Source organism: Streptomyces sp. NPDC020845 (assembly GCF_044334165.1).
Classification (GTDB): domain Bacteria; phylum Actinomycetota; class Actinomycetes; order Streptomycetales; family Streptomycetaceae; genus Streptomyces.
In genome coordinates this window covers 45,360-70,818 of record NZ_JBIRSJ010000014.1, presented here as the reverse complement: position 1 = coordinate 70,818, position 25,459 = coordinate 45,360, and the positions used below count along the sequence as shown (strand labels likewise).

General features: G+C 69.6%; 25 protein-coding genes and 1 pseudogene. 19 read left to right on the top strand and 7 right to left on the bottom strand.

From position 1 onward, the window contains the following. Positions 1-52 precede the first annotated feature (52 nt). Entirely contained in the window at positions 53-979 is a 927-nt protein-coding gene (locus ACH4U7_RS34420; protein WP_398531698.1) for a type IV toxin-antitoxin system AbiEi family antitoxin domain-containing protein, read from the top strand. Positions 980-1,112: 133 nt separating this feature from the next. On the opposite strand, the gene ACH4U7_RS34415 is transcribed toward ACH4U7_RS34420, so the two are convergent. Next, positions 1,113-1,763 (bottom strand): nucleotidyltransferase domain-containing protein, encoded by a 651-nt coding sequence (locus tag ACH4U7_RS34415; RefSeq protein WP_398531697.1) that lies wholly within the window; start codon positions 1,761-1,763, stop codon positions 1,113-1,115. Positions 1,764-1,783: 20 nt separating this feature from the next. Here ACH4U7_RS34415 and ACH4U7_RS34410 point away from each other — a divergent pair, with 20 nt between their 5' ends. Further along, positions 1,784-1,972 (top strand): hypothetical protein, encoded by a 189-nt coding sequence (locus ACH4U7_RS34410; protein ID WP_398531696.1) that lies wholly within the window; start codon positions 1,784-1,786, stop codon positions 1,970-1,972. Positions 1,973-1,985: 13 nt separating this feature from the next. Continuing rightward, positions 1,986-2,336 (top strand): annotated as a pseudogene (locus ACH4U7_RS34405) (hypothetical protein); the annotation flags it as partial. A gap of 227 nt (positions 2,337-2,563) precedes the next feature. On the opposite strand, the gene ACH4U7_RS34400 reads toward ACH4U7_RS34405, so the two are convergent. Further along, the gene (locus tag ACH4U7_RS34400) at positions 2,564-2,842 is read right to left on the bottom strand and encodes a hypothetical protein (RefSeq protein WP_398531924.1); all 279 of its coding nucleotides are present in this window, start codon (positions 2,840-2,842) and stop codon (positions 2,564-2,566) included. Positions 2,843-3,367: 525 nt separating this feature from the next. On the opposite strand from ACH4U7_RS34400, the gene ACH4U7_RS34395 reads away from it, so the two are divergent. Both ACH4U7_RS34395 and ACH4U7_RS34390 read left to right on the top strand, forming a co-directional pair. Beyond that, positions 3,368-4,381 carry a helix-turn-helix domain-containing protein gene (locus tag ACH4U7_RS34395; protein ID WP_398531695.1) on the top strand — a complete coding sequence of 338 codons (1,014 nt, stop codon included), beginning with the start codon at positions 3,368-3,370 and terminating at the stop codon, positions 4,379-4,381. A 205-nt stretch (positions 4,382-4,586) separates the two neighbouring features. Then, positions 4,587-4,886, top strand: a complete 300-nt coding sequence (locus ACH4U7_RS34390) for a hypothetical protein (protein ID WP_398531694.1) — start codon at positions 4,587-4,589, stop codon at positions 4,884-4,886. Between the two features lie 4 nt (positions 4,887-4,890). Here the strand turns inward: ACH4U7_RS34390 and ACH4U7_RS34385 are convergent, their stop codons facing one another. Together ACH4U7_RS34385 and ACH4U7_RS34380 are read right to left on the bottom strand one after the other, a co-directional pair. Beyond that, entirely contained in the window at positions 4,891-5,571 is a 681-nt protein-coding gene (locus ACH4U7_RS34385; RefSeq protein WP_398531693.1) for a hypothetical protein, read from the bottom strand. A 5-nt stretch (positions 5,572-5,576) separates the two neighbouring features. Further along, entirely contained in the window at positions 5,577-9,122 is a 3,546-nt protein-coding gene (locus ACH4U7_RS34380) for a hypothetical protein (RefSeq protein ID WP_398531909.1), read from the bottom strand. Between the two features lie 387 nt (positions 9,123-9,509). On the opposite strand from ACH4U7_RS34380, the gene ACH4U7_RS34375 reads away from it, so the two are divergent. The 13 genes from ACH4U7_RS34375 (at position 9,510) to ACH4U7_RS34315 (ending at position 21,440) form a co-directional block, all read left to right on the top strand. Then, entirely contained in the window at positions 9,510-11,072 is a 1,563-nt protein-coding gene (locus tag ACH4U7_RS34375) for a phage tail sheath family protein (RefSeq protein WP_398531692.1), read from the top strand. Between the two features lie 56 nt (positions 11,073-11,128). Beyond that, on the top strand, positions 11,129-11,572 hold the full coding sequence (locus ACH4U7_RS34370; RefSeq protein WP_014181557.1) for a phage tail protein: 444 nt from the start codon (positions 11,129-11,131) through the stop codon (positions 11,570-11,572). Continuing rightward, on the top strand, positions 11,572-12,036 hold the full coding sequence (locus ACH4U7_RS34365; RefSeq protein WP_398531691.1) for a hypothetical protein: 465 nt from the start codon (positions 11,572-11,574) through the stop codon (positions 12,034-12,036). The genes ACH4U7_RS34370 and ACH4U7_RS34365 overlap by 1 nt, the downstream gene beginning before the upstream one ends. After that, the gene (locus tag ACH4U7_RS34360) at positions 12,033-12,176 is read left to right on the top strand and encodes a DUF6760 family protein (protein WP_089508240.1); all 144 of its coding nucleotides are present in this window, start codon (positions 12,033-12,035) and stop codon (positions 12,174-12,176) included. The genes ACH4U7_RS34365 and ACH4U7_RS34360 overlap by 4 nt, the downstream gene beginning before the upstream one ends. Positions 12,177-12,269: 93 nt before the next feature. Beyond that, the gene (locus tag ACH4U7_RS34355; RefSeq protein WP_398531690.1) at positions 12,270-13,874 is read left to right on the top strand and encodes a hypothetical protein; all 1,605 of its coding nucleotides are present in this window, start codon (positions 12,270-12,272) and stop codon (positions 13,872-13,874) included. 40 nt (positions 13,875-13,914) lie between these two features. After that, positions 13,915-14,352 carry a phage tail protein gene (locus tag ACH4U7_RS34350; RefSeq protein ID WP_014181553.1) on the top strand — a complete coding sequence of 146 codons (438 nt, stop codon included), beginning with the start codon at positions 13,915-13,917 and terminating at the stop codon, positions 14,350-14,352. After that, complete coding sequence (locus tag ACH4U7_RS34345) at positions 14,349-15,173, top strand: peptidase M23 (RefSeq protein WP_398531689.1); 825 nt, start codon at positions 14,349-14,351, stop codon at positions 15,171-15,173. Before ACH4U7_RS34350 ends, ACH4U7_RS34345 begins: the two co-directional genes overlap by 4 nt. 2 nt (positions 15,174-15,175) lie before the next feature. After that, complete coding sequence (locus tag ACH4U7_RS34340) at positions 15,176-17,128, top strand: VgrG-related protein (RefSeq protein ID WP_398531688.1); 1,953 nt, start codon at positions 15,176-15,178, stop codon at positions 17,126-17,128. 66 nt (positions 17,129-17,194) lie between these two features. Continuing rightward, the gene (locus tag ACH4U7_RS34335) at positions 17,195-17,470 is read left to right on the top strand and encodes a PAAR domain-containing protein (protein ID WP_398531687.1); all 276 of its coding nucleotides are present in this window, start codon (positions 17,195-17,197) and stop codon (positions 17,468-17,470) included. A gap of 6 nt (positions 17,471-17,476) precedes the next feature. Further along, entirely contained in the window at positions 17,477-17,884 is a 408-nt protein-coding gene (locus ACH4U7_RS34330; RefSeq protein WP_398531686.1) for a GPW/gp25 family protein, read from the top strand. Beyond that, positions 17,881-19,866 carry a putative baseplate assembly protein gene (locus ACH4U7_RS34325; protein ID WP_398531685.1) on the top strand — a complete coding sequence of 662 codons (1,986 nt, stop codon included), beginning with the start codon at positions 17,881-17,883 and terminating at the stop codon, positions 19,864-19,866. Before ACH4U7_RS34330 ends, ACH4U7_RS34325 begins: the two co-directional genes overlap by 4 nt. Continuing rightward, positions 19,867-20,427 carry a phage tail protein gene (locus ACH4U7_RS34320; protein ID WP_398531684.1) on the top strand — a complete coding sequence of 187 codons (561 nt, stop codon included), beginning with the start codon at positions 19,867-19,869 and terminating at the stop codon, positions 20,425-20,427. Beyond that, entirely contained in the window at positions 20,424-21,440 is a 1,017-nt protein-coding gene (locus ACH4U7_RS34315) for an NADase-type glycan-binding domain-containing protein (protein WP_398531683.1), read from the top strand. The genes ACH4U7_RS34320 and ACH4U7_RS34315 overlap by 4 nt, the downstream gene beginning before the upstream one ends. 33 nt (positions 21,441-21,473) lie before the next feature. On the opposite strand, the gene ACH4U7_RS34310 is transcribed toward ACH4U7_RS34315, so the two are convergent. Further along, positions 21,474-22,019 (bottom strand): tyrosine-type recombinase/integrase, encoded by a 546-nt coding sequence (locus ACH4U7_RS34310; protein WP_398531682.1) that lies wholly within the window; start codon positions 22,017-22,019, stop codon positions 21,474-21,476. A 115-nt stretch (positions 22,020-22,134) separates the two neighbouring features. On the opposite strand from ACH4U7_RS34310, the gene ACH4U7_RS34305 reads away from it, so the two are divergent. Then, positions 22,135-22,638 (top strand): metallophosphoesterase family protein, encoded by a 504-nt coding sequence (locus ACH4U7_RS34305; RefSeq protein ID WP_398531681.1) that lies wholly within the window; start codon positions 22,135-22,137, stop codon positions 22,636-22,638. Between the two features lie 70 nt (positions 22,639-22,708). Here the strand turns inward: ACH4U7_RS34305 and ACH4U7_RS34300 are convergent, their stop codons facing one another. Beyond that, positions 22,709-24,682: an amino acid transporter gene (locus tag ACH4U7_RS34300; protein WP_398531680.1), complete on the bottom strand. Its 1,974-nt coding sequence runs from the start codon at positions 24,680-24,682 to the stop codon at positions 22,709-22,711. Positions 24,683-24,767: 85 nt separating this feature from the next. Next, positions 24,768-25,193, bottom strand: coding sequence for a hypothetical protein (locus ACH4U7_RS34295; protein ID WP_398531679.1), 426 nt, complete (start codon positions 25,191-25,193; stop codon positions 24,768-24,770). Between the last annotated feature and the right edge of the window lie 266 nt (positions 25,194-25,459).

Here is a 25,459-nt window from a genome sequence, read left to right as displayed (position 1 = left end):
CCGGTTATCCACAGGCTCACACGCGATCGGGAACTCCACGCCATAGTGCAGCATGACGATCAGCGGCGAAGTCCTCCAAAATGTCCGCGCTTTGGCCGCCGAGCAGGACTGGGTGGTGACCACAGCACAGCTCCGCGCGACCGGCGCCGAGCGAGCGGACGTCCGCCGCATGCTCCGGGCGGGCCAGTGGGTGCCGCTCACCCGGGGCAGCTACTGGCTCGGGCGGGACGCCCGGGGACCATCGCTGCGGGCCCAGGTCCGGGGCCTCCTCCTCACCTGCGGCTCACAGGCCATGGCGGCGGGCCCCACGGCCGCCCGGCTGCTGGGCATCCAGGGCCTCCCGCCGGACGACGGCACTCTGCACCTGGCCACCCCGCACGACACCATCCGCAACCGCCAAGGCGTCCATATCCACAGGACCCTCGTACCCGACCATGCCCACACAACGCTGCGCGGCATCCCCTTGACCACCCCCGCCCGCACCTGCGCTGACCTCCTCCTCCAACTCCCCCGCGCCGAGGCGGTGAGCATGCTGGACTCCGCCCTCCACCAAGGCGTACTCACCTCTGCCGACCACCTCACCCTCCCGGCCCACTTGTCCGGCCGCCCAGGCGCACGCCGGGCCCGCGCCTGGGTCCCCTTGGCCGACGCCCGGGCCGAATCCCCCCTCGAAACCCGCATCCGCCTGATCTGCCTGGACGGCGGCCTGCCCCCACCCCTCCCCCAGTGGCCCATCCCCGACCCCGAGCGTGGCCGAGTCCTCCGTATCGACCTGGGCTGGCCGGCCCAGCGGGTCGGCATCGAAGCCGACGGCCATGGCCCCCACGACACACCCCAAGCCCTCTACAAGGACCGCCGCCGCCAGAACCGCCTGGCCACCCTCGTCCCCGGCCTGACCCTGCTCCGCTTCACCTGGTCCGACACCTACCGCCCGGACAACATCCTCATCCCCCTCCGCCAGGCCCTCCAGCGCTCATGATCCCCACGAGCGCGACGCCAGGCCCACCCTGCAACGCCCGAGCGCGGGCCCAACGCCTCAGCGGACGCGGCACCCTGCGCCGCGTGGAGCGGGTCCGGAGGTCATCGGCGTGACGTCGTACAACCGGCCCGCGTCACTGCTTCACCAGTTTCGCCAATTTCGCCAGCCATGGATGTCCGGGGTGCACGCGCCTCAGCCACCCGCCGAGATCGTCGCGCCGCGCCTGGCTCAGCAGCGGCAGGACCCCGTCGAAGTCGGTGTGATCCTTGGGTCGTGTCGCCTTCGCTTTGAACAACAGCACAAGCTCCGGCACCAGGTACGGGATGCCGTCCGCCGTCCGTTCGATGATCGCGTCGTACGGCAGCCGCAGGCTCTCGTCCCGCCGGCAGATCCACATCCCGCCCTCGTGCGGCTCGCGGAAGACGTCGAAGAGGAACTGACCGCTCGCCGGATCCCGCAGCCAGGTCTGGTACGTGGCCGCGAGCGCCTCAGCTCCTGGACTTGCCCAGATGCGCCCCGAGCCCACCGCGTCAAACATGTACTCGGGGAAGCGGTCCCGAACCTCCGCGAACCCCGCCGCGGGCACTGCGATCTCCAGATCGCCGTGTGGCCGCGACTGTCCTCCGCGAAACAAATCCAGCGCCCACCCGGCCACGATGCACCAGGGCGCGCTGATCCCGTCCAACCGCTCCGCGACCTGTTCCGGCCTCCAGGCGTCCGCCCACCGGCCATGCAGTTCGTCCGCGTCAAGGACGGTGCCGCCGGGCGGCAGAGAATCGGCCATCGGAACAACTTACTGCCGCGGTGGCTGCGTTCGCGGATCTCCAGGCAGAGGCGGGTGCCGCTGACCTGGCCGTGCGCCTCGGTGAAGCGGGCGTTGAGATGCCCCTTGAACGGTTCCAGGACGCCGTTGAGCCGGCAGTCGCGGGCGGCGAGCAGCGGCCAGGCATCATTCACGGCAGCATGAGCAATCACCAAGGCGTGATCCATTGACCGAGAGGTACTGATGAGGCTGCTGCTGAGCTCCTGGTTTCTGACCCCCGACAGCCGCCCGTCGGCGCTGCCCAGCACCTTTCGCACCGGCAGAGCAGGTATCGTCTTGAACGCGCTCGACGGGTACGGCCCCTCACGCGCTCGCGATTATGCCCGCGAGAGGCGCACGCTTGAGACCTTCGGCTACTCCTGCGAAGAACTCGACCTCCGCGACTACTTCTCCGCCCCCAAGGAACTCCCCAAGCGCCTGGCCGACCTCGACCTCGTCTGGGCTCTGGGCGGCAACGCGTTCGTCCTGGCCCGCGCCATGACCCAGACCGGATTCCGCGATGCCCTCCATGAGCAGCGGCATCGTGCCGAGTTCACCTACGGCGGCTACTCAGCGGGAGCCTGCGTCGCCGGACCGGACCTCAAGGGCATCGGGATGACCCAACCGTCCTGCCCGAAGGGTATCCGCCGGCCACCGCACCGGAGTGCCTCCTCCTGGTGCCCTACCGGATCGTTCCCCACTGGCGATCCGAACACCCCGAAGCGGAAGGCGCGGAGCGAGCCGCCGCTCATCTCGCCGAGAGCGGGCTGCCGCACCGATGTCTACGCGACGGGGAGGCGGTCAACATCCACGACACCACCGGGCCAGTCAGCTGACCGCCGAAAGAGCCGCACCTTGTACGGATCGCCGGCAAGCCGATCGCGCTCCACTACCGCAACGATCAGCAGGTGTTCGAAGCAAACAGGAACGACGCGGGTGTGGAGATGGCGCCCGACGGTGACGAGGACGGCGAGTCGCGAACTATGAATCTTCTGGCCCCGAGAACGGGCGTCAATTTCAGCGAGGAATACCTGCTTGGGCCCGTGGAATGCGAAGTTCACGCTCTTCACTCTTCACGATCGACTGACTGGTTCAGCCCGTTGGTCCTGAATCATTGACAACACGCAAGCTGCGTGTTCCTCGCCCTGGCCACCGACCGGGTACGGGCCCTGATCGACCGACGCCCCACCTCCCGGAACACCCCTGATCCAATGATCCCGAACGCCGCAACGCGGCCGGGATACCCGAGACGGTGCAGTTCGCCACCAGGCCCTGTCTGTCCATGGTGATGATCACAGCCGCGCCGCAGACCGCAATCACTGCTTCCTGAAAACGAGCGACAAGCCTCCGGCCAGGATCCGCAGCCCCATGCCGCACCCGAAGCACGCGGCGTCGGCTACGTGCTGGCCATCGCCTGCTCGCCCCGGGGAGGAATCCACCACAGCCACTCCCCCAACCGCGCGGATACCACCCCCAGCAGCCCGTCCGCCCTCACCCCCGGCCTGACGCTGCTCCGCTTCACCTGGTCCGACCCCTACCGCCCGGACTCCATCCTCATCCCCCCTCCGCCAGGCCCTCCAACGCCCATGATCCCCACGAACGCGACGCTAGGCCCACCCTGCAACGCCCGGGCGCGGGCCCAACGCCTCAGCGGATCGGGTCTTCGGCGCCACAGGATGGCGGCCGGAATCACTCAGGAAACCCTGGCGCATGCCGCGGGGCTCGCACCCTCCACTGTCGCGAAACTGGAGCAAGGCGGAAGCGTCCGTATCGAGACGCTGAACAAAATCGCCCGCGCCCTTCACGTCAAGACCTCTCAGCTCATGGCACTGGACACTCCCGATCCCGCCAACGAAGACAGTTCCCGGCTTGGGCTCGTCGAGTTGCGAAACACTCTCACACCTCCAATCGGCCTGACAGACCCAACGCGTCAAACAAGCGAAGAGCCCTACTTGCCCGCGCTCCTGGGGGTGATCAGGAACGGGGCAGCAGCGTACGACACCTTGGGCTTCAGGGCACTCGCGAAGAGGGTTCCGAAGGCTATCCGTGACGCTGACTCCGCCGTGTGCTATTTCGATAGCGGAGAAGAGCGAAACCGAGCACTGGCCACACGGGCCGAGGCGTACCTTCTTGGAGGCCGCTATCTGACGCAAGTTCGGCAGTACGATCTTGCATACCATGCCCTGTCCGGCGCAATCCGTGACGCTCGCGAGATTGGTGACACCAATACGGCAGCGTTTGCCATTTCGATCATGTCATGGCTTCTGTTGCGGCAGGGCCGCCTGGATGATGCTGAGCGCGTCGCGGTAGAGGCGGCAGACCACGTGGAGCCGCGTATCTCAACGGCGGAACCGGAACGGTTGGTTGTGTGGGGTTGGCTGGCCCTTGCGGCTGCTGCCGCCGCCGTACGGAACAACCGGGATGACGAAGCGGGAGAAGCGGGCCGGATTGCCGCGTCTGCTGCCTCCGCGCTGGGTGTGAAGCCCGTCGGCGTTCAGCGCTTCGCTGGGTTCGATTCGACTGTAGTAGGTGCTGTGTTACTGAGGCGCCACCCGGAGCACAGCAAGAGGCTTGCTGCCGCCGGAAGGGGGCACGCATGATCGGCGACACCTCCGCGACCTACGACACCACCGACGACGTCTCCCGGCTGCGGAGGGAGGGCAAGCACTCCTTCGGCACTCACCTCGCCGAAGGTACGCGTGGACGCCGTCACCGGCGAGGTGCGGGTCTCCCGACTCTTCGGCATGTACACGGCCGACCGTATCCTCAACCCGTGCAACGCCCGTTGCCCAGTTCATCGGTGGCATGACGATGGGCATGGGCATGGTCCTGCACGAGGAGGGCGTGCTCGACCCGGCCACCGGCGCCTGGCGCAACCACGACCTCGCCGAGTACCACGTGCCCGCCCACGCCGACGTGGAGTGGATCGACGCCGTCTGGCTGGACGAGGACGACGACCAGCTCAACCCGATGGGCACCAAGGGCAGCGGCGAGATCGGCATGTGCGGCTCATCCGCCGCCACTCTCAACGCGATCTGGCACGCGACCGGCGTCCGCGTTCGAGACCTCCAGGTCCGCCTCGACAGGCTCCCGCCGCGGCTCTAACCGATCAAGCGGCGGCGAGACGAGCCGCTCGGTAGGTGATCGGTTCGGTGTCCAGCGCGTTCAGCGCGTCCAGGAACTGTTCGGTCGGCTCGGCACCGGGATTTTCGACGGCCCTCACCAGCCAGCCGTCCCCGAGCGCCTGGGAAGCGTACGCAGGCAGGGCCGCGAGTCGAACGCGAACCTGGTCGGTGAGCCCCTTACCGGAGATATAGGTCCACGGTCCGAACTCTTCCGGCAGGTTGGAGCGGGACCGAAGGCGCTCGGACGGATAGATCTCCCCGTAGCCGTCAAGGTGCCATGCCGTCAGATGCGCCAGGCTCGGGCTTAGGCCTACCACGAGCTGTGATGTCAGGGCGACAGCCATCTCCCATTCCTGCTTGAGAACGTCCCCCGGCTCGTCCAGGTGGACCGTCAAGAAGAGCGTGCCGCCGCCATCCGGCTCGAAATCGCTGAGACTCACATGAACCCAGGAGTTGAGTGCCGAGTGAGCAGGATGTTTGAGGGCGACCCTCCTAGCCCCGCCCTCCCCGTTGAGGAAGCGCGTACTGCGGGCACCTTTCGGCTGAAAGCCTTCGCCAGCGAACTGGCCCAGCGCGGCAACGGCTCTGCGCAGCACGGTGCTCCTGGTCTCGTCGGACGCCTCCATCCGAAGGACCAGCTCGCTGCCTGCCGCGTAATCATCCATGGCCATCACCCCTTCCATATCACGTCGACGCCCATCGTCGCACCCTCCGCCTTGACGTCCTCGATGACCTCAAGGAAATCTTCTTGTGAATCTGTGTCGAGGCCGCTGAACTCAGGCCAGTCGATGATGTACCTGGTGTACTTTCCATGACCGCCTGCTATGTGACCGGTGAGCTGGGTCGTCAATTTGGCCACCAACTCTTCCCGGCGTTTGTTGCTGAGCGTGCCGGTCACGTGCTTGTACTCGATCATGACGTTTTGCGTCCGGCCGTCGATGCTCATCCGAGCCGTGTAATCGACGCGCTTCTTCCCGACCTTTACCTCGACGCCGGTGAGATCTCCACCCTTCTGGAGGAAGTTCACGATGGCTTCCATCTGCTTACGGATGCCCATGTTGAATGGCCGTTGCTTGTTGGCGCCCGTCTCGAGCTGGTTCGCGAGCCCGTCGGGATTACCCTCGAGATCCGGCGCTTCGTCGAGCTTCAGCTTGTCCCGGTGGGTGGCGATCGCGGCGCGGTACGCCTCGATTACCTCCATGTCGGCCCGCAGGATGCCCGCGCCCTTCTGCACCAGTGCATCCTGGTCAACGTGCACCATCGGGAAGCTACGCTCGTCGGCCGATCCGAACCCGCTTGCGCGTTGTATCTGCAGGTACGAGTAGCTCTTGTCGTACAGGAACGTTCCACTATCCGTCCGCACGTCGTAGCCGAGCAGTCCCTTCGGTACATCGTCGACCGGCTTGCCGAGCCAGGGCTCGATGGAGTTCTTCTGCTCAAAGATCTCCTTGAGTAGGTCGGCAAGCTGTTTTTGTTCGCCGGAGAGCTCCGCCTGCTCCTTGGACATCTTCTCCTTGGCCGCCGCTTCCCCATTCGCAGGGACGTGCACCGCAAGCTTCGCGATCTCGTTCGCCTGACCACCGGTGGTCGTCGCCAGCTTGAGCGCGTCCTCAGCCTTCTGCTTGACCTCCGGAGTGGTCCTCTCGTCGGCGATGACGCGGTCGAGATAGCTCACGACCGGCTGTTCCGTGCTGGCGACCATGAGCGTCGCCTTGCCGCCGGACGCGGCGACGAAGAGCCGATGCGCCTGGCCATCCGCGGAGAAGTTGACGGTTTCCCAGTCCGGTTTCAGGGTGTGGCCTTCGCCCGGCCGCTTTTGATCCGGCCCAGCCTTGCCCTTGTCACCCTTGAGCTTGGACTTGAGTTTGGCCCAGATCTTCTTGCCCGCCTGCGCGATCTTGGCGGCGATTTTGTCGATGGCTCGGTTGACCGGGCGGGAGACTTTTTGGAAGACCTGCTTGATTTTGTTGGCCAGGCCGCCGATGCCCAGGAGGGAGGCCAGGAGGCCGATGAGGAGGGGGATGCTGGCCGCCAGGGCGGTTTCGACCATCTTCGGGACGCCGGCGGAGCCGCCGTTGGCGATGGCTATGACTGCGTCCAGGACGGCGTTGACGAATTCGACGATCTGGGCGCCCTGGTTCACGATGAACGAGACGATGTCGATGATCCCCTTGACCGCGCGGACGAAGGCCGAGGCGGGGTTGAGGAGGGAGAGGATCCAGGTGATGCCTGCGATGATGACGGTGGGGATGAGGTAGGACTTCAGGTCGTCGAGGATGGTGGACTTGAGGTCACCGGTCTCGGCGGTGATTTCTTTTGCGGCGCCGGCCGGGCCTTCGGTGGCGAGGGCCTTGGCTACGGGGACGGATTGTTCGGCCGCGTTCATGGCCTGGTCGGGGACGCCCTGGCGGGTGATGCGGGCGCGGATGTTGGCCCAGGTCAGGCCGAGTAGAGAGGCGATCAGTTGGATGATGCCTTTTAGGTCGAACTTGGCGGGGATTTCCAACCCTGCTTTGGCCGAGGTGCCCAGTAGCCAGGAGACCAGGCCGGTTTGGAGGTGGGTGCCGATGTTGGAGATGAACTGCTGAAGGCCCGCGCCGACGGCTCGGACGAGGTTGCCCAGGAAGCCGATGGGGTCTTTGATGATTTTCATGATGGCGCTGGCGGCCTTGGCCAGGATGCCCATCAGGAGGTCCTTGAGCTCCTTGATGGTCTTGATGACACCGACGACGGCGTCCACGGCCTTCTGGACAAGGCCCTTGTTCGCTTCCTGGAGTTTTTTGATCTCCTCGTCGACCGCGTTGAGGGCCTGGGTGTACTTCTGGGCCAGGGTCTGGACCAGTTGCTGTGATTTGTCGTTGACTTCGGATTCCAGGTCGTCGAACTTGCCCGCGAAGTCCTTGGCCGCCTCCTGGCCGTACTGCTTCAGATCGGCGGGGAGCTTGTCGACCTCGGTTTTGATGTCCGCGCGGCCCTGGGCGATGCGGGCCTTGGCCTTGCCTAGTTCAGCGCCGATGGTGTCGGCGATGGACGAGATGACGCCCTGCATCATGTTGACGTAGAGCTTGCGGGACTCCTGGAAGAGCTGGTTCGCCTCCTCCGGCATCCCGGCGATTTTGTCCTTGGCCCACTTGGCCGGGCCCCAGAAGCCGCCGTAGCGCTTGTCCTTGTACGCCTTCATCCGGCGCTTCTGGTCTTTGTTGAAGGCGTCCCGGGCCTTCTTCTCGCCCTCCTCGAACTGCTTGTCGACCTTGCCGTCCAGGCCCTCCAGGATTCCCTCGACGTCCTTCTTCGTGGCGTCGAAGACCTTCTGCAGCTTTGCGGTGACCTCCTCCCGTTTCTGCTCGTCCTTCGACTTGGCCTCGCCCTTGCCGCCGTCGACCTGTTTGCCCGCGCCCGCGCGGGTGGCGGTCAGGGCGGACATGGCCTGGGTGCCGGCCGCGGCTGCGTTCGACTTGGCGGTGGCCAGTTGTTGCTTCTCCGCTCCCCGGGCCTGCGCCGGGGCCTGCGCGGAGTGCTGCTCGGCCTTCTTCTTCTCCCCCAGGGCGTCGGTGAACTCCGGTTCGTTGCTCTTGGCCAGCTGCTCCTCGGTGACCTCCGCGTCCGCCATCTGCTGGTCGGTCTTCTTCGGGCCCTCGGAGAAGTCCGTGACCTCGGGCGGCTGCTGCTGCGGCGTGGCGTCGGCGGCGTTCGGCGCGCCCGGGTTGGCCGGAGGCTGGTCCGGCTTCATCGGGGTGACTTCTTTTTCCTTGGCCTGCGAGGTGTCCGGGGCGGCCTTGGTGGTGGTCTCGATGTCCTTCGACGACGCGTTCTTGCCGTCCGTGACCTTGCCGTCGACCTCGCCCTTGATCTTCTCGGCCTTGCCGGAGCCGGAGAACTTGTCCGCCTCGTCCAGGTTCTTCGGCGCCTGGTCCGCGATCGCCTTGTTGACGGCCTCGATGAACGCCGCCTTGTTGAACTCCCCCGGCTTCGCGTCGTTCATCTTCTCCGCGTTGGCCGCCTTGCCCTGCGCCTCCTTGTCGTCCGGCGGGGCCACCGCCGCGTCCTGCGCGGACTGGGACTCGCTCGCCGCCGGGTTGTGCTGGGACAGCTTCTGCTTCTTCGCGGCGACATCCGACTGCACCTTGCGGAAGCCAGGCGCCTGCGACGGCGGGGGCTTCACCGGGGCCGTATAGCGCTGCGCCACCAGGCGGGACACCGCCGCGTTGCCCGCCATGCCCTGGAGGCGTTGGAGGTGGCGAGGCGTCAGGCCGGGCGTTTGTTCCGGGGGCGCTGCCGCTTCGGGTGTGCGCTGTGTCGGGGTCGCGCGGTCTTCCTTCGCGGCAGGCTTCGTGGCCTTCTCCGGGGCAGCCTTCACCGGATCACCCCGTCACCGGTCGGCCGGCACTGCGTCCGCGGCATGTCTGTCAGGGTGCTGGGCGCAGGGGCGCCGGAGCGCTGACGGCGGGGCAATGGTGGGGGCAGAGCTTTCTGCCCGATAGGGAAAGAACCATTGCTGCCCCTTCGGGCACCCGGCTCTGTACGCGGGGGCGGCCGAAAGCCCTTTCCCATTGATCCTTTGCCCGGGAAGAATCGCTTCGTTTCCCCGGTCGAGGAGAGTGGCATGCCGTCATACCTGTCCCCGGGTGTCTACGTCGAAGAGGTGGAATCCGGGTCGCGGCCCATAGAAGGGGTCGGCACTTCCGTCGCCGCCTTCATCGGGTTCGCGCAGAAAGGGCCGTTCAACGAGCCGACGCTCATCACCAACTGGACCCAGTTCACAAGCGTATTCGGCGACTTCGTCGAAGGGACCTATCTCGCCTCCTCCGTCTACGGCTTCTTCGCCAACGGCGGCGGCATCTGCTATGTCGTACGCATCGGCGGAGGCGGTCAGGCAGATCAGGCGGAGCAGGGAAAAGCCGGTGCGCCCAAGGAGATCGGCGGCGGGACCACCGCTCAGCTCGGGCCCTACACCGTACGAGCTCTCCCCGGCGTCACCGGGGAGATCACCGTCGAGGTGGCCGACCCCGAGGGGGAGGACCCGCCGCAGGATGTCTTCACGCTGGTGGTCAAGCGGGACGGGGCGGTCGCGGAGACCTATCCGAACGTGACCACCAAGCGCAGCAAGGAGAACGTGGCCACTCAGGTCAGGGCGCGGTCCCAGGTGATCAGGCTGGAGGAGCCCGGCAAGGGCGCCGCGCCCGCGCGGCCCGAGGCGCAGTCGGTGACCCTGGCGGGGACGCAAGGCGTCGGGCCCGGGGCGGCCGTGCCCGAGGCGCTGTCGGCGGACTCGTACGTCGGCGACCCCGACCAGCGCACCGGGTTCGGCGGCCTGGAGGCGGTCGAAGAGATCACGATGGTGGCCGCGCCGGACCTGATGAGCGCCTATCAGCGCGGGCTGCTGGACCTGGAGTCCGTGATCTCGGTGCAGCGCGGGCTGATCACGCACTGCGAGGCGATGGGCGACCGGATCGCGATCCTCGATCCCCCGCCCGGTCTGAGCCCGCGGCAGATCAAGACCTGGCGGGAGGAGACGACCGGCTTCGCCTCCAAGTACGCCACCCTGTACTACCCGTGGATCAAGGTCTTCGACCCGGCCGTCGGCCGCGATGCGTTCGTACCGCCGAGCGGGCATGTCGCCGGGGTGTGGGCGCGCAACGACGACTCGCGCGGGGTGCACAAGGCCCCGGCGAACGAAGTGCTGCGCGGGGCGGTCGCGTTGCAGACCCAGATCACCAAAGGCGAGCACGATCTGCTCAATCCGATCGGCCTGAACTGCATCCGGGCCTTCCCCGGCCGCGGCATCCGGGTGTGGGGGGCGCGGACGCTGGCCGACGACCCGGCCTGGCGCTATCTCAATGTGCGGCGGCTCTTCAACTACCTCGAGGAGTCGATCCTCGCCGGGACCCAGTGGGTGGTGTTCGAGCCGAACGACGACGCCTTATGGGCCCGTGTCCGGCGCACGATCTCCGCGTTCCTGGTCAATGAGTGGCGCAAGGGCGCGCTGTTCGGGGTGACCCCGGACGAGGCCTTCTATGTGAAGTGTGACCGCGAGACCAACCCGCCGGAGAGCATCGACGCGGGGCAGGTCATCTGTGAGGTGGGAGTGGCCCCGGTCAAGCCCGCGGAGTTCGTGGTGTTCCGGCTCGCCCAGCTCTCCGCCGGGACCGGCGGGGTCGACGAGTGACCGAATGGCCAACCACGACTGGCTGACTGACTGACTGACTGACCTGAGGAGGTCTTATGCCGCTCGCCGAATTTGACAGTTCCGTCGGCCATTCCTTCGGACTGGAATTCGACAGCGTTCTCATCCGGCAGATCACCGAGGTCAGTGGTCTGAAGATGGAGCAGGACGTCATCGAGCTGAAGCAGAACACCGCGGACGGAAAATACGCCATCAAAAAGCTGCCGGGCCGGCCCAAGGCCGGTGAGGTCACCGTCACCCGCGGGCTGACCGAGGACAACAGTTTCGAGCAGTGGATCAAGGATTCCCGGTTCGGGAAGATGGTCAGCGCCCGCCGCAATGGCTCGATCATCGTCTACGACTACGAGGGCATGCCGATCAAGCGCTACAAGCTCATCAACGCCTGGCCCAAGTCGCTGGAGATCAGCACGCTCAAGGCCGGGGACACCTCCGTACTCACCGAAAAACTGTCGATCACCTACGAGAGTGTGGAAGTCGACTGATGCGGCGCGCGTTCGCCCCGTCCGCGCGGCAGGAGGAGGGCACCTTCCAGGAGCCCGGTAGCGGTACGGCCCGGGATGAAAGCCGTGAGACGCTGCGGACCGAGTTCGCCTTCGAGCTCCCGCGCGGATACGTGGACGAGTCCGGCACCGTGCACCGCAGCGGTGTGATGCGGCTGGCGACCGCCCGCGACGAGCTGATTCCGCTACGGGACGACCGGGTCCGGGAGAACTCCGCGTATCTGTCCGTCGTGCTGATCTCCCGCGTGATCACACGTCTGGGCACGATCGACGATGTCCACCCGGGCGTCGTGGAGGACCTGTTCGCCTCCGATCTCGCCTTCCTCCAGGACTTCTACCGCAGGATAAACGCCGAGGGACACACCCGCGCCGCGGTCACCTGCCCCTCCTGCCACGAGAACTTCGCGGTGGACCTGTCCGGCGGTGGTCGCCTGGGGGAATCGTGACGTACGCGACCGACCGGATCTACGAGGAAGTCGCGTACCTCGCCTACCACTTCCACTGGCCCCTGGACCAGATCCTCGACCTCGAACACCCCGACCGGCTGCGGTATGTCAACCACATCGCCCGGCTGAGTGAGCGGTGAGGGCGGATGGGATTGCTGTCCTGGTGGAGTGGGGTTCGGCACGGTGGTTCCCGGCCCGGTCCGGCCGCGACCCCTACACCTGACGCGCCTGACGTGCCGGTCGCATCCGCCGCGCCCGGGTGGCTGGAGCTGCCCGCCCTGCAGCGTACGGTCGCCGAGCCGAAGTTGGTGACCGACCCCAGCGGATTCCGCGACTCCCTGGACACCTGGCGGGACTCGTCCTTCCTCACCCCGCTTGGCCACCTGGTCAGCCCCGAGGCACCGTCCGGCCTGGGGCACGGGCTCGTCACGCCGGACGGTACGGTCAGCGGCGCGCCTGATACGCCGACGGTGAGTCGAGTGTTCGACCTGCCCCGGAGCGGCGGTGGCGGTGGCGGCGACGCGCGGCCGTCCGGCACCCCCTCCGTGGCCTTGCAGCGGGCCGCGGACTCGAACGTCGTCGAGCCGCTGATCTCCGCTCGGCCACCGGCCATGCGGATACGCCAGCTGCCCGCGCTGCCCGTCGCACCCGTGCAACGGGCCCGACCAGATACGGACACCACTCCGCCCGCCGTCCAGCGGCGCTCCGCGGCGACCACGCCTCCCCGGCCGCACACCGTCGGTCTCGGCGAGCCGCTGGCCGGGCTGCCGCCCACCGCGCAGCGCACACCCGCCGCGAGCACCGGCGCCGCCGTACCGCTGGACGACGCCGACGATGCCGTCGGCGGTGCGGCGGAGGCGGAGGCGGAGCAGGCCGAGGTGTCCAGGCCGCTGCTCGGCGACGATCCGCTGGAGGTCCGTACGGCCGACAGCGGGCCGGTGCCGCCCACGTCACCCGCACCACCCGCACCGATACCCGCCGCGCCCCAGCCCCAGCCCCAGCCCCAGTCCGTCGCGGACCGGCCGCCGGTCCCGATCCAGCGGGCCACGGCGGCCGGGACTCCGGTGGCGGAGGTGCCGCCCGCACCGGCCGCGGGGCCGGTGGTGCCTCTGGTCGCGCAGCGGTCGGTGCCCCTCTTCTCTGGCGTGCTGCCGCCCTCGGCCGACGGCCCGGCCGACGGCCCGTCGGGAGGTTCCCCGTCCCCCGCTGCCGAGCCTCCGGTCGTACCGGTGCGGTGGTCCGACCCGAACGACAACCCCCCGGCGGGCAGGGTCGTTGGCGTTTCAGGAACGCCCTCGGCTCAGCGGTCCGTCGCTTCGGCGGCCGCGCCCCCGCCGGTCTCCCGCTCCGTACCAGGTGTTACGCCGCCCCAGGCTGGGCCGTCGAAGTCCTCGGGCGGTCGGCTGGTCGACGCCGGGGCCGTGGCCATCGCCGCGGGTGTCGCGCAGCGTATGGCCGATGGGTCGGTGGTGTTCCGGCCCCCGTCACCAGGGCCCCCGTCGTCAAGGCCCTCTGCGCCACCGTCGCCCGCGCCGCCACCATCGGTTGCGGGCGCCCCTACCGTCTTCTCACTCCCACCGCCCGTCCAGCGCGACTCCGAGAACACCGAGCCCCCACCCCCCGAACCCGAGCCCGAACCCGAACCCACCCCCGAACCGCCACAAGGCTCCGAAGCCGCCACCCCTCCGGCCCCCACCGGCGACGGCAAGGGCGGCGGGCCGCCGAAGGTCGACGACGAGCTGGTCCGGGCGCTGTACGCGCCGCTGAGCCGACTGCTCAAGGCGGAGCTGCGGCTGGAGCGCGAGCGAGCCGGTTTTCTGATCAACACCAGGCACTGACAAGTCAGGCACTGACAAGTGCGGAGAGAAGGGAGACGGCGTGGCCGTTACCGATGACCCGGCGGTCAGCGTCTGCTTCGTCGTCACCGTCGACGGTATCGAGCTCGGCTCGTTCAACACCTGCGAGGGCCTGGGCTGTGAAGTGGTGCTGGAACAGCGCGAGGAGGGCGGCAACAACACCCATCTCTGGCAGCTGCCGACCCGCCTGAAGTACCCCAACATCAAGCTGTCCCGGCCGCTGACCCGCGACACCGAGAAGGTGGCCAAGTGGTTCGCGAGCATGACCACCGGCATCCGCCGCAGGACCGCGCATATCGAGGCGCGTACGGGCGACGGCCGCAAGGTGGCCCAGTGGGGGCTGCTGGAGGTCGTGCCGGTGCGCTGGACCGGGCCCTCGTTCAACCCGGAGTCCCCCAAGGTGGCCATCGAGACCATTGAGATCGCGCACCACGGTTATGTCATGGAGCCGGAGTCATGAGTTCACCCGTGGCGTTCAGCGCGGCGGGCGGGGCTGCCGCGGCCAAAGGTGCCAAGGGGGGCGGCGGTGCGCGGCCCAAGCTGGAGCATGCGTATCTGGAGCTGCGCACCCCGCCACCCGGCGGCGGGCTGACCCCGGGCGGCGCCTGCGGACGTATCGACTTTCAGTTCAACCCCAAGGAGCTGAGCCTGACCAAGGCCGCGGCGTGGAAACGCACTCCCGCCAAGGGCGCGAAGAGCGCCGGGCCGCCGGAGTACCAGGGGCCGCAGCCCAGCAAGCTGACGGTCGAGATGTTCTTCGACGCGAGCGACACCCAGGACACCAGCGTCGTGACCTCCGTGGAGCAGCTGTTCACCTGCTGCGTACCGACCAATGAGACCCGGCAGCAGCAGCGCTCCTCGCCGCCGTGGGTGGTGTTCCACTGGGGCGGGCTGACCGGGTTTCCCGGCTATGTGAGCCAAGTACAGGCGAAGTACACCCTGTTCACCACCTCCGGTGTGCCGATCCGCGCGGTGTGCCAGGTGACGATGGAAGAGATCACCGGGGACACCCCGGGCCAGAACCCGACGTCGGGCGCCCTGCACGCCCGCCGGGTGCACCGGGTGCGCGCCGGTGACACGCTGCCGCTGCTGGCCTGGCGGGAATACGGCGATCCGGCCGCCTGGCGGGTGATCGCGGAGGCGAACGGGATCGACGATCCGATGCGCCTGGCAGGCGGCCGTGAGCTGCTGCTCCCCGCCCTCGATGAGCTGGAGCGCCTTGAAGCCACTGCCCAGGAGCAGGGCCGGAGCGCCGACCACGGCAGGGGGGCGGTGAGCTAGGCATGGTCAATCAGAGTGTGGCGAAGTCCCTGGTCGTGGAGTTCGGCGGCCGTCCACTCCCGCCCGCCCTCGCCAACACGCTCGTCGAGGGGTACGTGGACGACAGCCGTACCCTGCCCGATCTGTTCGTGCTGCGCTTCCGCGACCCCAGCCGGGTGCTGCTGGAGCAGGCGGGGCTGACCATCGGCACCGAGGTACGGCTGCTGGCCGGCGCGGGCGGCGGGCCGTCGCCGCGCCCGCTGCTGTCGGGAAACGTCACCGCGCTGGAGGTGGAGATCGACGACACCGGCACCTTCACCGTGGTCCGTGGCCTCGACGAGTCGCACCGCCTCTTCCGCGGCCGCCGGGTCGCGAGCTACCAGAACATGACGCTGTCCGACATCTGCACCAGCGTCGCCCGGCGGGCCGGGCTGCGCCCGGGGAAGATGGATGTCGCGGGCCCGGTGCTGGAACACGTGGCGCAACCGAACATCAGCGACTGGGAGTTCATACGCGCACTGGCCGAGGAGGCCGGCGCACAGGCGTATGTGACGGAAGGCCAGTTGCACATCGCCAAGCCGACGGAGGCGGGTGGCGCCCCGGATGTGTCGGCGCGCGCCGCCCGCGAGCCGCTGGTGCTGGAGATGGGCGACAATCTGCTGCGCTGCCGGGCCGGAGTATCCGCCGCCGAGCAGGTGTCGGCGGTGGAGGTGCGGGGCTGGGACGTACGGGCCAAAGAGCCGCTGGTGGGGCGGGCCGACGCGGGGAAGGCGGCGACACTGGAGCTGGGCCTGACGGCGGCGGAAGTGGCGCGGCCCTTCGGCGAGGCGAGTTTTGTGGTCTCCGACGCCCCGTACGGCAGCCAGGCCCAGGTGGACCAGGCGGCCAAGGCGCTGGCGGCGCGTATCGCGGGGTCGTTCGCCGAACTGGAGGCGGTGATCCGGGGCAACCCGGAGGTACGGGCGGGCGGCGCGGTCACGCTGGCCGGGGTGGGCAAGCCCTTCGAGGGCCGCTATACGGTCACCTCCTCACGGCATGTCTTCGACCCGGTGCGCGGTTACGAGACCTGGGTGACGGTCTCCGGGCAGCAGGAGCGCTCGCTGTTCGGGCTGACGGGCGGCGGCTCCGGCGGGGGCACGGACACCAGTGCGCGGTGTTCGGGGCTGGCCAACGGCACGGTCACCGACACCAAGGACCCGGAGGGGCTGGGCCGGGTCAAGGTGCGTTTCCCCTGGCTGTCGGACGAATACGCCAGTGACTGGGCGCGCACCGCACAGGCGGGCGGGACGGCGGGTGGCGAGGCGTTCATCCCCGAGGTGGGCGACGAGGTGCTGGTCGGGTTCGAGCAGGGGCATCTGGACCGGCCGTATGTGCTCGCCGGTCTGTACAACGGCAAGGACAAGCCGGGGCAAGGGGGACAGGGGGGCCAGGGCCAGCCACAAGGTCTCGGCCCCGGCCAGGCACAGGGCCAGGGCCAGGGCCAGGCACAGGGCCAGGGGAACGGGCAGGACGCGGAGGCCGTCGACCCCACCAGCGGGGCGGTCAACAAGCGCGCCTTCGGCTCGCGCGGCGGCAACAAGCTGGAACTGCTCGACGCCGCGAACGGCCCGCAGGGGGTACGGCTGGTCACCGGCGACGGAAAACTCAAGATCAATCTCGACCGCCAGGGCACCACCATCGTGGTGCACAGCGACGGCAAGGTCGAGATCGAGGCCAAGGAGCAGGTCTCCATCAAGGCGGGCAGCGGGGTGACGCTGGAGGCCGGCAAGGGCCCGCTCGAACTGGGCGGCGACTCGGTGAAGCTGACGGCCCGCAACGGAGTGGCGGTGGACGGCGGCAACGGCCAGGTGAAGCTGTCCACCGGCGGCACGGTGGAGGTGCAGGGCGGCCAGGTGGCGGTGGGCAGCACCAACCGCACCGAGATCAAGGGCGGCAACTCCCTCTCCGTCAACGCGCCCCTGGTACGGATCAACTGACCAACTCAGCAAAGCAACCGAACACAGCACACAGGAACGGACCAGGACAGTCAGGGGGCACCACATATGCCAGCAGCCGCACGCGTCGGCGATCCGACCGGTCACCCCGGCGTGGTCGGCCCGCCCGGCGAGCCCACCGTGCTCATCGGCGGCCGGCCCGCGGCCACCGTGGGCACCCCGCACCAGTGCAGCGCGCCCGCCGCCCATCCGCAGTCCCAGATCGCGCCGCCCGGCAGCGCCACCGTCCTGATCGGCGGGCAGCCCGCGGCCCGCGTGGGCGATACGGCAGGCTGCGGCTCCCCCATCACCGGCGGGTGCCCGAGCGTACAGATCGGCGGGTGAGCGGGCATGGGCCAGCAGTTCATCGGCGCGGGCTGGGCGTTCCCGCCCCGTACGGACGCCACCGGCAGCATCGCGCTGGTCCGGGACGAGCGCGAGCTCGAGGAGTCGATCCGGCTGATCCTCGCCACCTCCCCCGGCGAGCGGCCGATGCGTCCGGAGTTCGGCTGCGCCCTGGGCGACTACGTGTTCGCACCCGCCGACGCCGGTACGGCCGGACAGCTGGCCTACGAGGTACGGCTGGCCCTGGAGCGGTGGGAGCCGCGCATCGAAGTGGCGGAGGTCGCCGTCCGGTTCGACGAGGCGGACCAGGGGGTGCTGTACATCGACATCAGCTACGCGGTGCGCGGTGCCAACGACCCCCGCAACCTCGTGTTCCCGTTCTACGTGATCCCGCACAGTGAGGACGGCGCATGACGCTCCCCAGCCCCAACCTGGACGACCGGCGCTTCCAGGGCCTGGTGGACGAGGCCAAGCGGCTGGTGCAGCAGCGCTGCCCGGAGTGGACCGACCACAACGTCTCGGATCCCGGGGTCACCCTGATCGAGGCGTTCGCCACCATGGTCGACCAGCTCGTCTACCGGCTGAACCGGGTGCCGGACAAGAACTACCTGGCCTTCCTCGATCTGATCGGCGTGCGGCTGTATCCACCGACCGCCGCGCACACCGACGCCACCTTCTGGCTCTCCGCCCCGCAGCCGGAGCCGGTGCGCATCAGGGCCGGTACGGAGATCGCCACGGTGCGCACCGAAACCGAGGAGGCGGTGGTCTTCACCACCAGCCGGGACCTTTCGGTGGTGCCGTGCGCGCTGACCCACCTCGCCACCTGGCCGGCCTCCGGCAATGCCGCCGACCGCTCGGAGGAGCTGGCGCTCGGCCGTGACGTACCGTGCTTCGGCCCGAGCCCCACCCCAGGGGACAGCCTGTACATCGGGCTGTCCAATCCGGTGCCCGGCTGCGCGGTGGTGCTGCGTCTTGACTGCCGGGTGGACGGGGTGGGCGTCGACCCGCGCCGCCCGCCGCTGCTGTGGGAGGCGTGGGACGGCAACGCCTGGGTGGCGTGCGAGGTGGAGAAGGACGACACCGGTGGGTTCAACAAGGCGGGAGAGGTCATCCTGCATGTGCCCGCCACCCACACCGGCTCGGTGCTGGTACGGCAGTCCGCGGGCTGGCTCCGCTGCCGGCTGCTACAGGCCGCACCGGACCAGCCCACCTACGTGGCGTCGCCGACGGTACGTCAGGCCGGCGCGTTCACCATCGGGGGCACGGTGGAAGCCGAGCACTCCGAGAAGGTCGTGGAGGAAGTCCTCGGGCTGTCCGAGGGGGTGCCGGGGCAGAGTTTCCGGGTCGCCAGGCCGCCGGTGGTGGCGGGCGAGGAGCCGTTCGTGGTCGAGGTGGCGGAGGGCCCCGGCTGGCTGGAGTGGACCCGGGTGGACAGTTTCGCGCACTCCACCCCGTACGACCGGCATATCACCGTGGACCCCAACTCCGGCCAGGTGGACTTCGGCCCGGCGGTCCGGGAGGCCGATGGCACCCTGCGGCTGTTCGGCGCGGTGCCGCCGAAGGGGTGTCCGGTACGGGTGCGCGCCTACCGCACCGGCGGCGGGCGGCGCGGCAATGTGTCGCGCGGCGCGCTGCGGGTGCTGCGCAGCTCACTGCCGTACGTGGCACGGGTGGAGAACCGGCGTCCGGCGCTGGGCGGGGTGGACGGCGAGACCGTCGAGGACGCCCGGGTGCGCGGGCCGATGACGCTGCGCACCCTGCACCGGGCCGTGGTGCCGCACGACTACGAGCAGCTGGCCCGCGAGTTCGCACCGGACGCCGCCCGGGTGGCCTGCATACCGGCAGGTGAAGACCGGGCCGAGGGCGGGGACGGGGCACAGGCGGGCGGGGCATGGACGGGCGGGGTGCGGCTGCTGGTGGTGCCCGCGGGTGGCGACGACGAGCAGGGCCGGATCCGGTTCGAGGACCTGATCCCGCCGCAGACCACCTTGGCCAGGCTGGCCGACCATCTGGAGGAGCGGCGCCCGATCGGGGCCCAGCTGTCCGTCGAACCGCCCTACTACCAGGGCGTCACGGTGGTCGCCACCGTATCGCCGAGCCGCGGAACGGCCGCCGAACGGCTGCGCGACGCGGCCCTGACCGCGCTGTACGGCTACTTCAACCCGCTCACCGGCGGCCCGGACGGGCAAGGCTGGCCGTTCGGGCGGCCGGTCCACTCCGGTGAGGTGTTCGCGGTGCTCCAGCAGGTGCCCGGGGTGGATCTGGTCGAGGACGTACGGCTGTTCCCGGCGGACCCCGTGACGGGGCAGCGGGGCGAGGCGACCAACAAGATCGAACTCGATGGACACGCGCTGGTGTTCAGCTACGAGCACCAGCTCCGGGTGCGGGAGGCCTGAGTGCGCGGACTACTTCCCGGGCTGCCCACCGCCCACCCCCTGCTCCACCAGCTGCCGGCGGTCTACCACGGCGAGGAATTCCTCGAACGCTTCCTGAGCGCTCTGGACGAGATACTGGCGCCGGTGCTGCTCACGCTCGACAACCTGCCCGCGCATCTGCATCCGCGCACCGCCCCCGAGGACTTGCTGGCCTGGCTGGCGCAGTGGGTGGCGGTGGAGGTGGACCAGGACCGCCCGGTCAATCAGCGGCGGGCGGTGGTGGCCACCGCCGTGACCCGCCACCGTCAGCGCGGCACCCGGCAGGGGCTGGCGGCGGCGGTGCGGGTGGAGACCGGTATCGAACCGGAGATCAGCGAGAGCGGCGGTACGTCGTGGTCCTCGGAGCCCGGGGCGGCGCTGCCCGGTTCGGCCCGGCCGTGGGTGACGGTACGGCTGCGGGTGCCCGATCCGGAGCGGTTCGACCGGACGCGGGTGGAGAAGCTGGTCGCGGCGGAGGTTCCGGCGCACGTTCCGTACCGGGTGGAGATCGTGGCCGCGACGGAGGAGGCGGGGCCGACATGATTTGCCCCGAGTGCGGACATCGCAATGCGGTGGGGGCGCAGTTCTGTGCGTCGTGCCAGGCGTTCTTGGAGTGGGAGCGGGAGGGGGCGACGACGGAGCCGACCGCTGCCACTCGGCGCCCCGGCGACCCGCTGGACGGCCCGCCCGACGCAGGCCCGGACCACCACCGTCCGGAGTCAGCGGCCGGAGCGGCCGGGCCGGCCGCTCCGGCCGCCCCGGCCACGCCCGCCACGCCTCCGGTGCCGCCCCGCCCGGATGTCGCACCGCGCCGGCCGGGCCGCCCCTGCCCACGGTGCCGGGCGGAGACCCCGTACGACCGCAGGCTGTGTGTGCGCTGCGGCGTGCTGCTCGACGTCGCGTCCGCGCCCGCCGCGAACCGCCCGCTCCCCTGGTGGCGGCGGATCTTCCGGCGCGGGGCCCAGCGCCCGCTGACGGCCGGGAGCCGGCCGCGGCTCAGGAACCGGCCGCGGCCCCGGCTGATGCTGCCGGTCGTGCTGCTCGTGCTGGCCGCGGCGGCCTGGTTCGGCCGCGGGCAGCTCTCGGAGCTGTTCACCTTCACCCAGGACCGGACCAGCGATCCCAAACCGCTGCACGCCGATCAGTTCCGCGGCTCCAGCCAGGCCCCCGGGCATACGGCCCATGCGGCCTTCGACGGCTACAACAACAAGTACTGGGCGCCCGCCACCGGCGGCCCCGCCGACGGCCAGTATCTGGAGGCCGACTTCGACCAGCCGGTGCGGCTGCGGAAGCTGCTGATCACCTCCGGGAGCTCGGCGAAGGAGGCCGAGTTCCTGACCCAGGCGCGGCCCTCGGAGCTCACCGTCACGCTGGTCTCCTCCGAGGGGAAGCGCAGCACCAAAACCCTCAAGCTGAACGACAAGCCCGGCCAGCAGACCTTCGACGTCACAGGGACGGAGGTCACTCGGGTGCGGCTGACGGTCGGCGGCGCGTACGGGGTCCGGTCCGATCGCCGGGTGGCCATCGCCGAGGTGGAGTTCTTCGGCCGACGGTGACGCCCGGCGCCCGACAGCCCGGCGCGCGGCGGCTCAGCCCGTGGACCAGACGCGGCGCAGCTGTTCGAAGCGGGTGGGCAGCGGGGGGCGCCGGGCGGCGTAGGTCGCGTTCGTACGGTGGACGAAGCGGCGCCAGGAGAGCACCAGGCCCTGCCGGGTGATGGGCAGCCCGGCGGCGACCGTGATCCCGTTGTCATGGGTGTGGTGCACCGTCAGCAGTAACGCCCTCGGCACCGTCCCCTCCAGCTCCGCGCACAGCTCCTGACGCACCCGCAGCCACCGCCGCAGCACCATGACGGTGCCCGGATCCAGGCCGTGCCGGCGCGGGACGCGGTGCTTGCCGTGCTCGATGGTCACCGAGCCCGCGTCCAGGTCCAGCGCGTCGGTGGTGCAGCGCAGCAGGTCCCCGTACCGGGCGCCGGTGGCCCGGGCCAGCCCGACCACCACGGCCAGCCGCACCGTCTCCGGCCGTGTGCCCTGCTCCATCGCCTGCACCGACAGCAGCCGCCACACCCACTCCGCCTCGGCGTCCGACACCACCGGCCGCGGATACCGGCTGTCCGCCCCGTTCCCCGCCATCACCGTCCGCCTCTCCGGACCCGATCCGATCCGCTTGGCACACTATTTCATGCGACTCTCCTTCCCACTCCCGATCGCGGGCATTCCACGGCAGGCCGCGCGGTACGGTCGCCGGGTGCGGTTGCTGCTGATGTCCGACACCCATGTCCCGCTGCGCGCCAAGCGACTCCCCGAGGAGCTGCTGACGCAGGTGGCGCGCGCCGACGTCGTGATCCACGCCGGGGACTGGGTCGACACCGCCACCCTCGATCTGCTCGAGGCCCGCTCCCGGCGGCTGATCGGGGTGTACGGCAACAACGACGGCCCGCCGCTGCGGGCGCGGCTGCCGGAAGTGGCGCACGCGGAGCTGGGCGGGGTGCGCTTCGGGGTCGTACACGAGACCGGAGCGGCGCGGGGGCGGGAGGCGCGCTGTGCCGCGCGCTTCCCCGAGCTGGATGTGCTGGTGTTCGGCCACAGCCACATCCCGTGGGACTCGATGGCCGAAGAGCGGTTGCGGCTGCTGAACCCCGGCTCCCCCACCGACCGGCGCCGTCAGCCCCACTGCACCTATATGACGGCCGAGGTGTCGGCGGGTCGGCTGACCGGTGTGGAACTGCACCGGCTGCCGCCCCGCCGCTGACGCGCCTGGCCCTGCGGCCGCTCAGCCGACATGCATACGCGGCCGCTCAGCCGACATACATACCGGCAGCTCAGCCCACGTGCACATGCGGGCGCCGGGCACGATCCGGCTCGGCCTCGCGCAGCACCTCGCGGGTGACGGGCGCGACCTCCCCCTGTCCGAAGAGGAAGAACCGCAGGAAGTGGTGGATCGGGTTGCCCTCGGTCCACTCGAAGTAGATATGCGGCCGCTGGTCCGTCAGATCCCGTACGTGCAGCAGCATCCCGGCGAGCGCGTTGGGGATGGAGGAGCTGACCAGCGTCAGCACGCGGTAGCGGCCGTGCAGCACCTCCCCGCACACCCGCAGCTGTGTCTCGAATTCCGACGGGTCCGCGACGGTGACCTCGACGAAGATGAAGTCCTCCTCGGCCGGCAGGTCGTTGTCGGTCCGGATCTGGCGGAGCTTGTCGCGGTACTCGGCCATGTCGCGGCGGTCCGGCTCGTTCGCGATGAAGCGGATGGTGCGGTGTGCCATGTCGCGGACGAACCGGTTGGCCATCGGGTCCAGGTCCACCTGGGTGACGCGCAGTTCGAAGGCGCGGGCGGCCCGGGACATCAGGGAGAGCCCGATGATGCCGGCGATGAAGCAGGCGCCGATCTTCACACCGTCCGGCCGCTCCACGACGTTCGCCGCCGTGGTGTACACGAAGACGGCCGCGATGGTGGCGAAGACCACGGTCCAGCGGCGCTGCCCGGCCTTGCGCGCGGCGATGGTGACGGCGATGGCGGCGGAGGAGATGAGCACCAGCACCCCGGTGGCGTAGGCGCCACCCTGGGCGTCGACATTGGCGTCGAAGATCCAGGTCACCAGGAACGCGATGAGGGTGAAGACCAGCACCATGGGCCGCACCGCGCGCGCCCAGTGCGGCGCCATGCCGTACCGCGGCAGATAGCGGGGCATCAGGTTGAGCAGCCCGGCCATGGCCGAGGCGCCCGCGAACCAGAGGATGACGATGGTGGAGACGTCGTAGACGCTGCCGAAGCCGTTGCCCAGGTGTTCATGGGCCAGATAGGCGAGGGCGCGGCCGTTGGCGGCCCCGCCGGGCTCGAACTCCCGGTGCGGGATCAGCAGGGTGGTGATGAAGCTGGTGGCGATCAGGAAAACGCTCATGATCAGCGCGGCCGTGGTCAGCAGCTTCTTGGCCCCGTGGACCCGCCCGACCGGGCGCTCCTCGGTGTCGCCGGGGTCCCCTTCGACATGCGGCATGACGGCCACGCCGGTCTCGAAGCCGGACAGGCCCAGCGCCAGCTTGGGGAAGACGATCAGCGCGATCCCGATCATCAGCAGCGGGTTGCCGTGTTCGGTGGTCAGCGCCGTGGTCCAGTCCGAGACCACATGCGGTTCGACGATCACACGTTGCAGGCCCACCACCACGACGACCAGATTCAGCGTCAGATAGATGCCGACCAGCACCACCGCGAGACCGATGGCCTCCGTGAAGCCTTTGAGGAACACGCCGCCGAGCAGGGCGATCAGCACCAGGGTGACGGCCACCTCGTGGCCGCGCAGAGCGCCGCCGACGTTGGGGTTCTCGATCAGGTGGGCGGTGGCGTCCGCCGCAGAGAGGGTGATGGTGATCAGGAAGTCGGTCGCCGCGAACCCCAGCAGGACCAGGACGAACAGCTTGCCCTGCCAGAACGACAGCAGCCGCTCCAGCATCGCGATCGACCCCTGGCCGTGCGGGCTCTCCTCGGCCACCCGCCGGTACACCGGCAGCGCGCCGGCGACGGTGACCAGTACGAGCACCAGCGTGGCCACCGGGGAGAGCACGCCCGCCGCCAGGGCGGCGATGCCCGGCTGATAGCCCAGGGTGGAGAAGTAGTCCACACCGGTCAGACACATGACCTTCCACCAGGGCCGCCCCGGGTGTTGCACCTCGGCGTACGGACCGGGCTGCTGCTTGGCGATATCGGCCAGGCCCTCGAGCATCCAGGTGCGCAGGCGCCCCCGCACCCCTCGCACCCCTCCCCCGGCGCCGGGGCCCGCACGGGCGGAGCTGGCCATGACGTACTCCTGTCGAACCGTCGGGTCGAACCGGCCGCTTGTCAGACGGCCAGGTCAGCGTACGCAACGGTCGGGTCGGAGCCGGTCATGGCACACCGTGCCCGGCAGGGGGCACCCCGCAGGCTCGCCCACCCACAAGGGCCCGCAGCGTCGCCGCCTCCCTCGGCAGGATCCCCTCGTCGTCCCCGGGCACGAACTCCAGCAGTACGTCCAACGGGGCACCGGCCCCCGCGGCCCGGTGGGCACACAGCCGCTCGAAGGCGGCGCGCCACATCTCCTCGCGGGCCGACAGCGGCAGCCGGGTGGTGCCGGGCCACCAGGAGAAGGCGTGCACGGCGGCCACCCGCTCGATCAGCGCGTCGAGGCCGGACAGCGCCTCGGCGTCGGGCAGATCGGCAGGTGGCTGCCAGTAGCTGTGGACACCGCCCAGGCCGACCTCGTCGACCAGTCCGAGCGCGTGGTCAGCGCCGTCGGTGAGGGTGTTCCGGTGGAATTCGTACGCGAGGGCCACCCCGGCGTCCGCCGCGAGCGCGGCGGACGCCGGGTGTCCCGGGCGATCCGCCGGCGCCGCTCGGGCGGGGTCTCGCGGGTGCCGGTGGTACCCGCCCAGATCCGTATCCCGTCATACGGTCCGCTCCGTCACCGTTCCTCGCGTTGTTGGCCGCCATTGGCCGAACTTCGCATCCGGGATGTTCCGGACTGCCCCGCGAACGGTCTTCGGGGTCAGAGGCCGCGCTGATCCACCTCGGCGATCCGCGTCTTACTGCTCACAAGGCT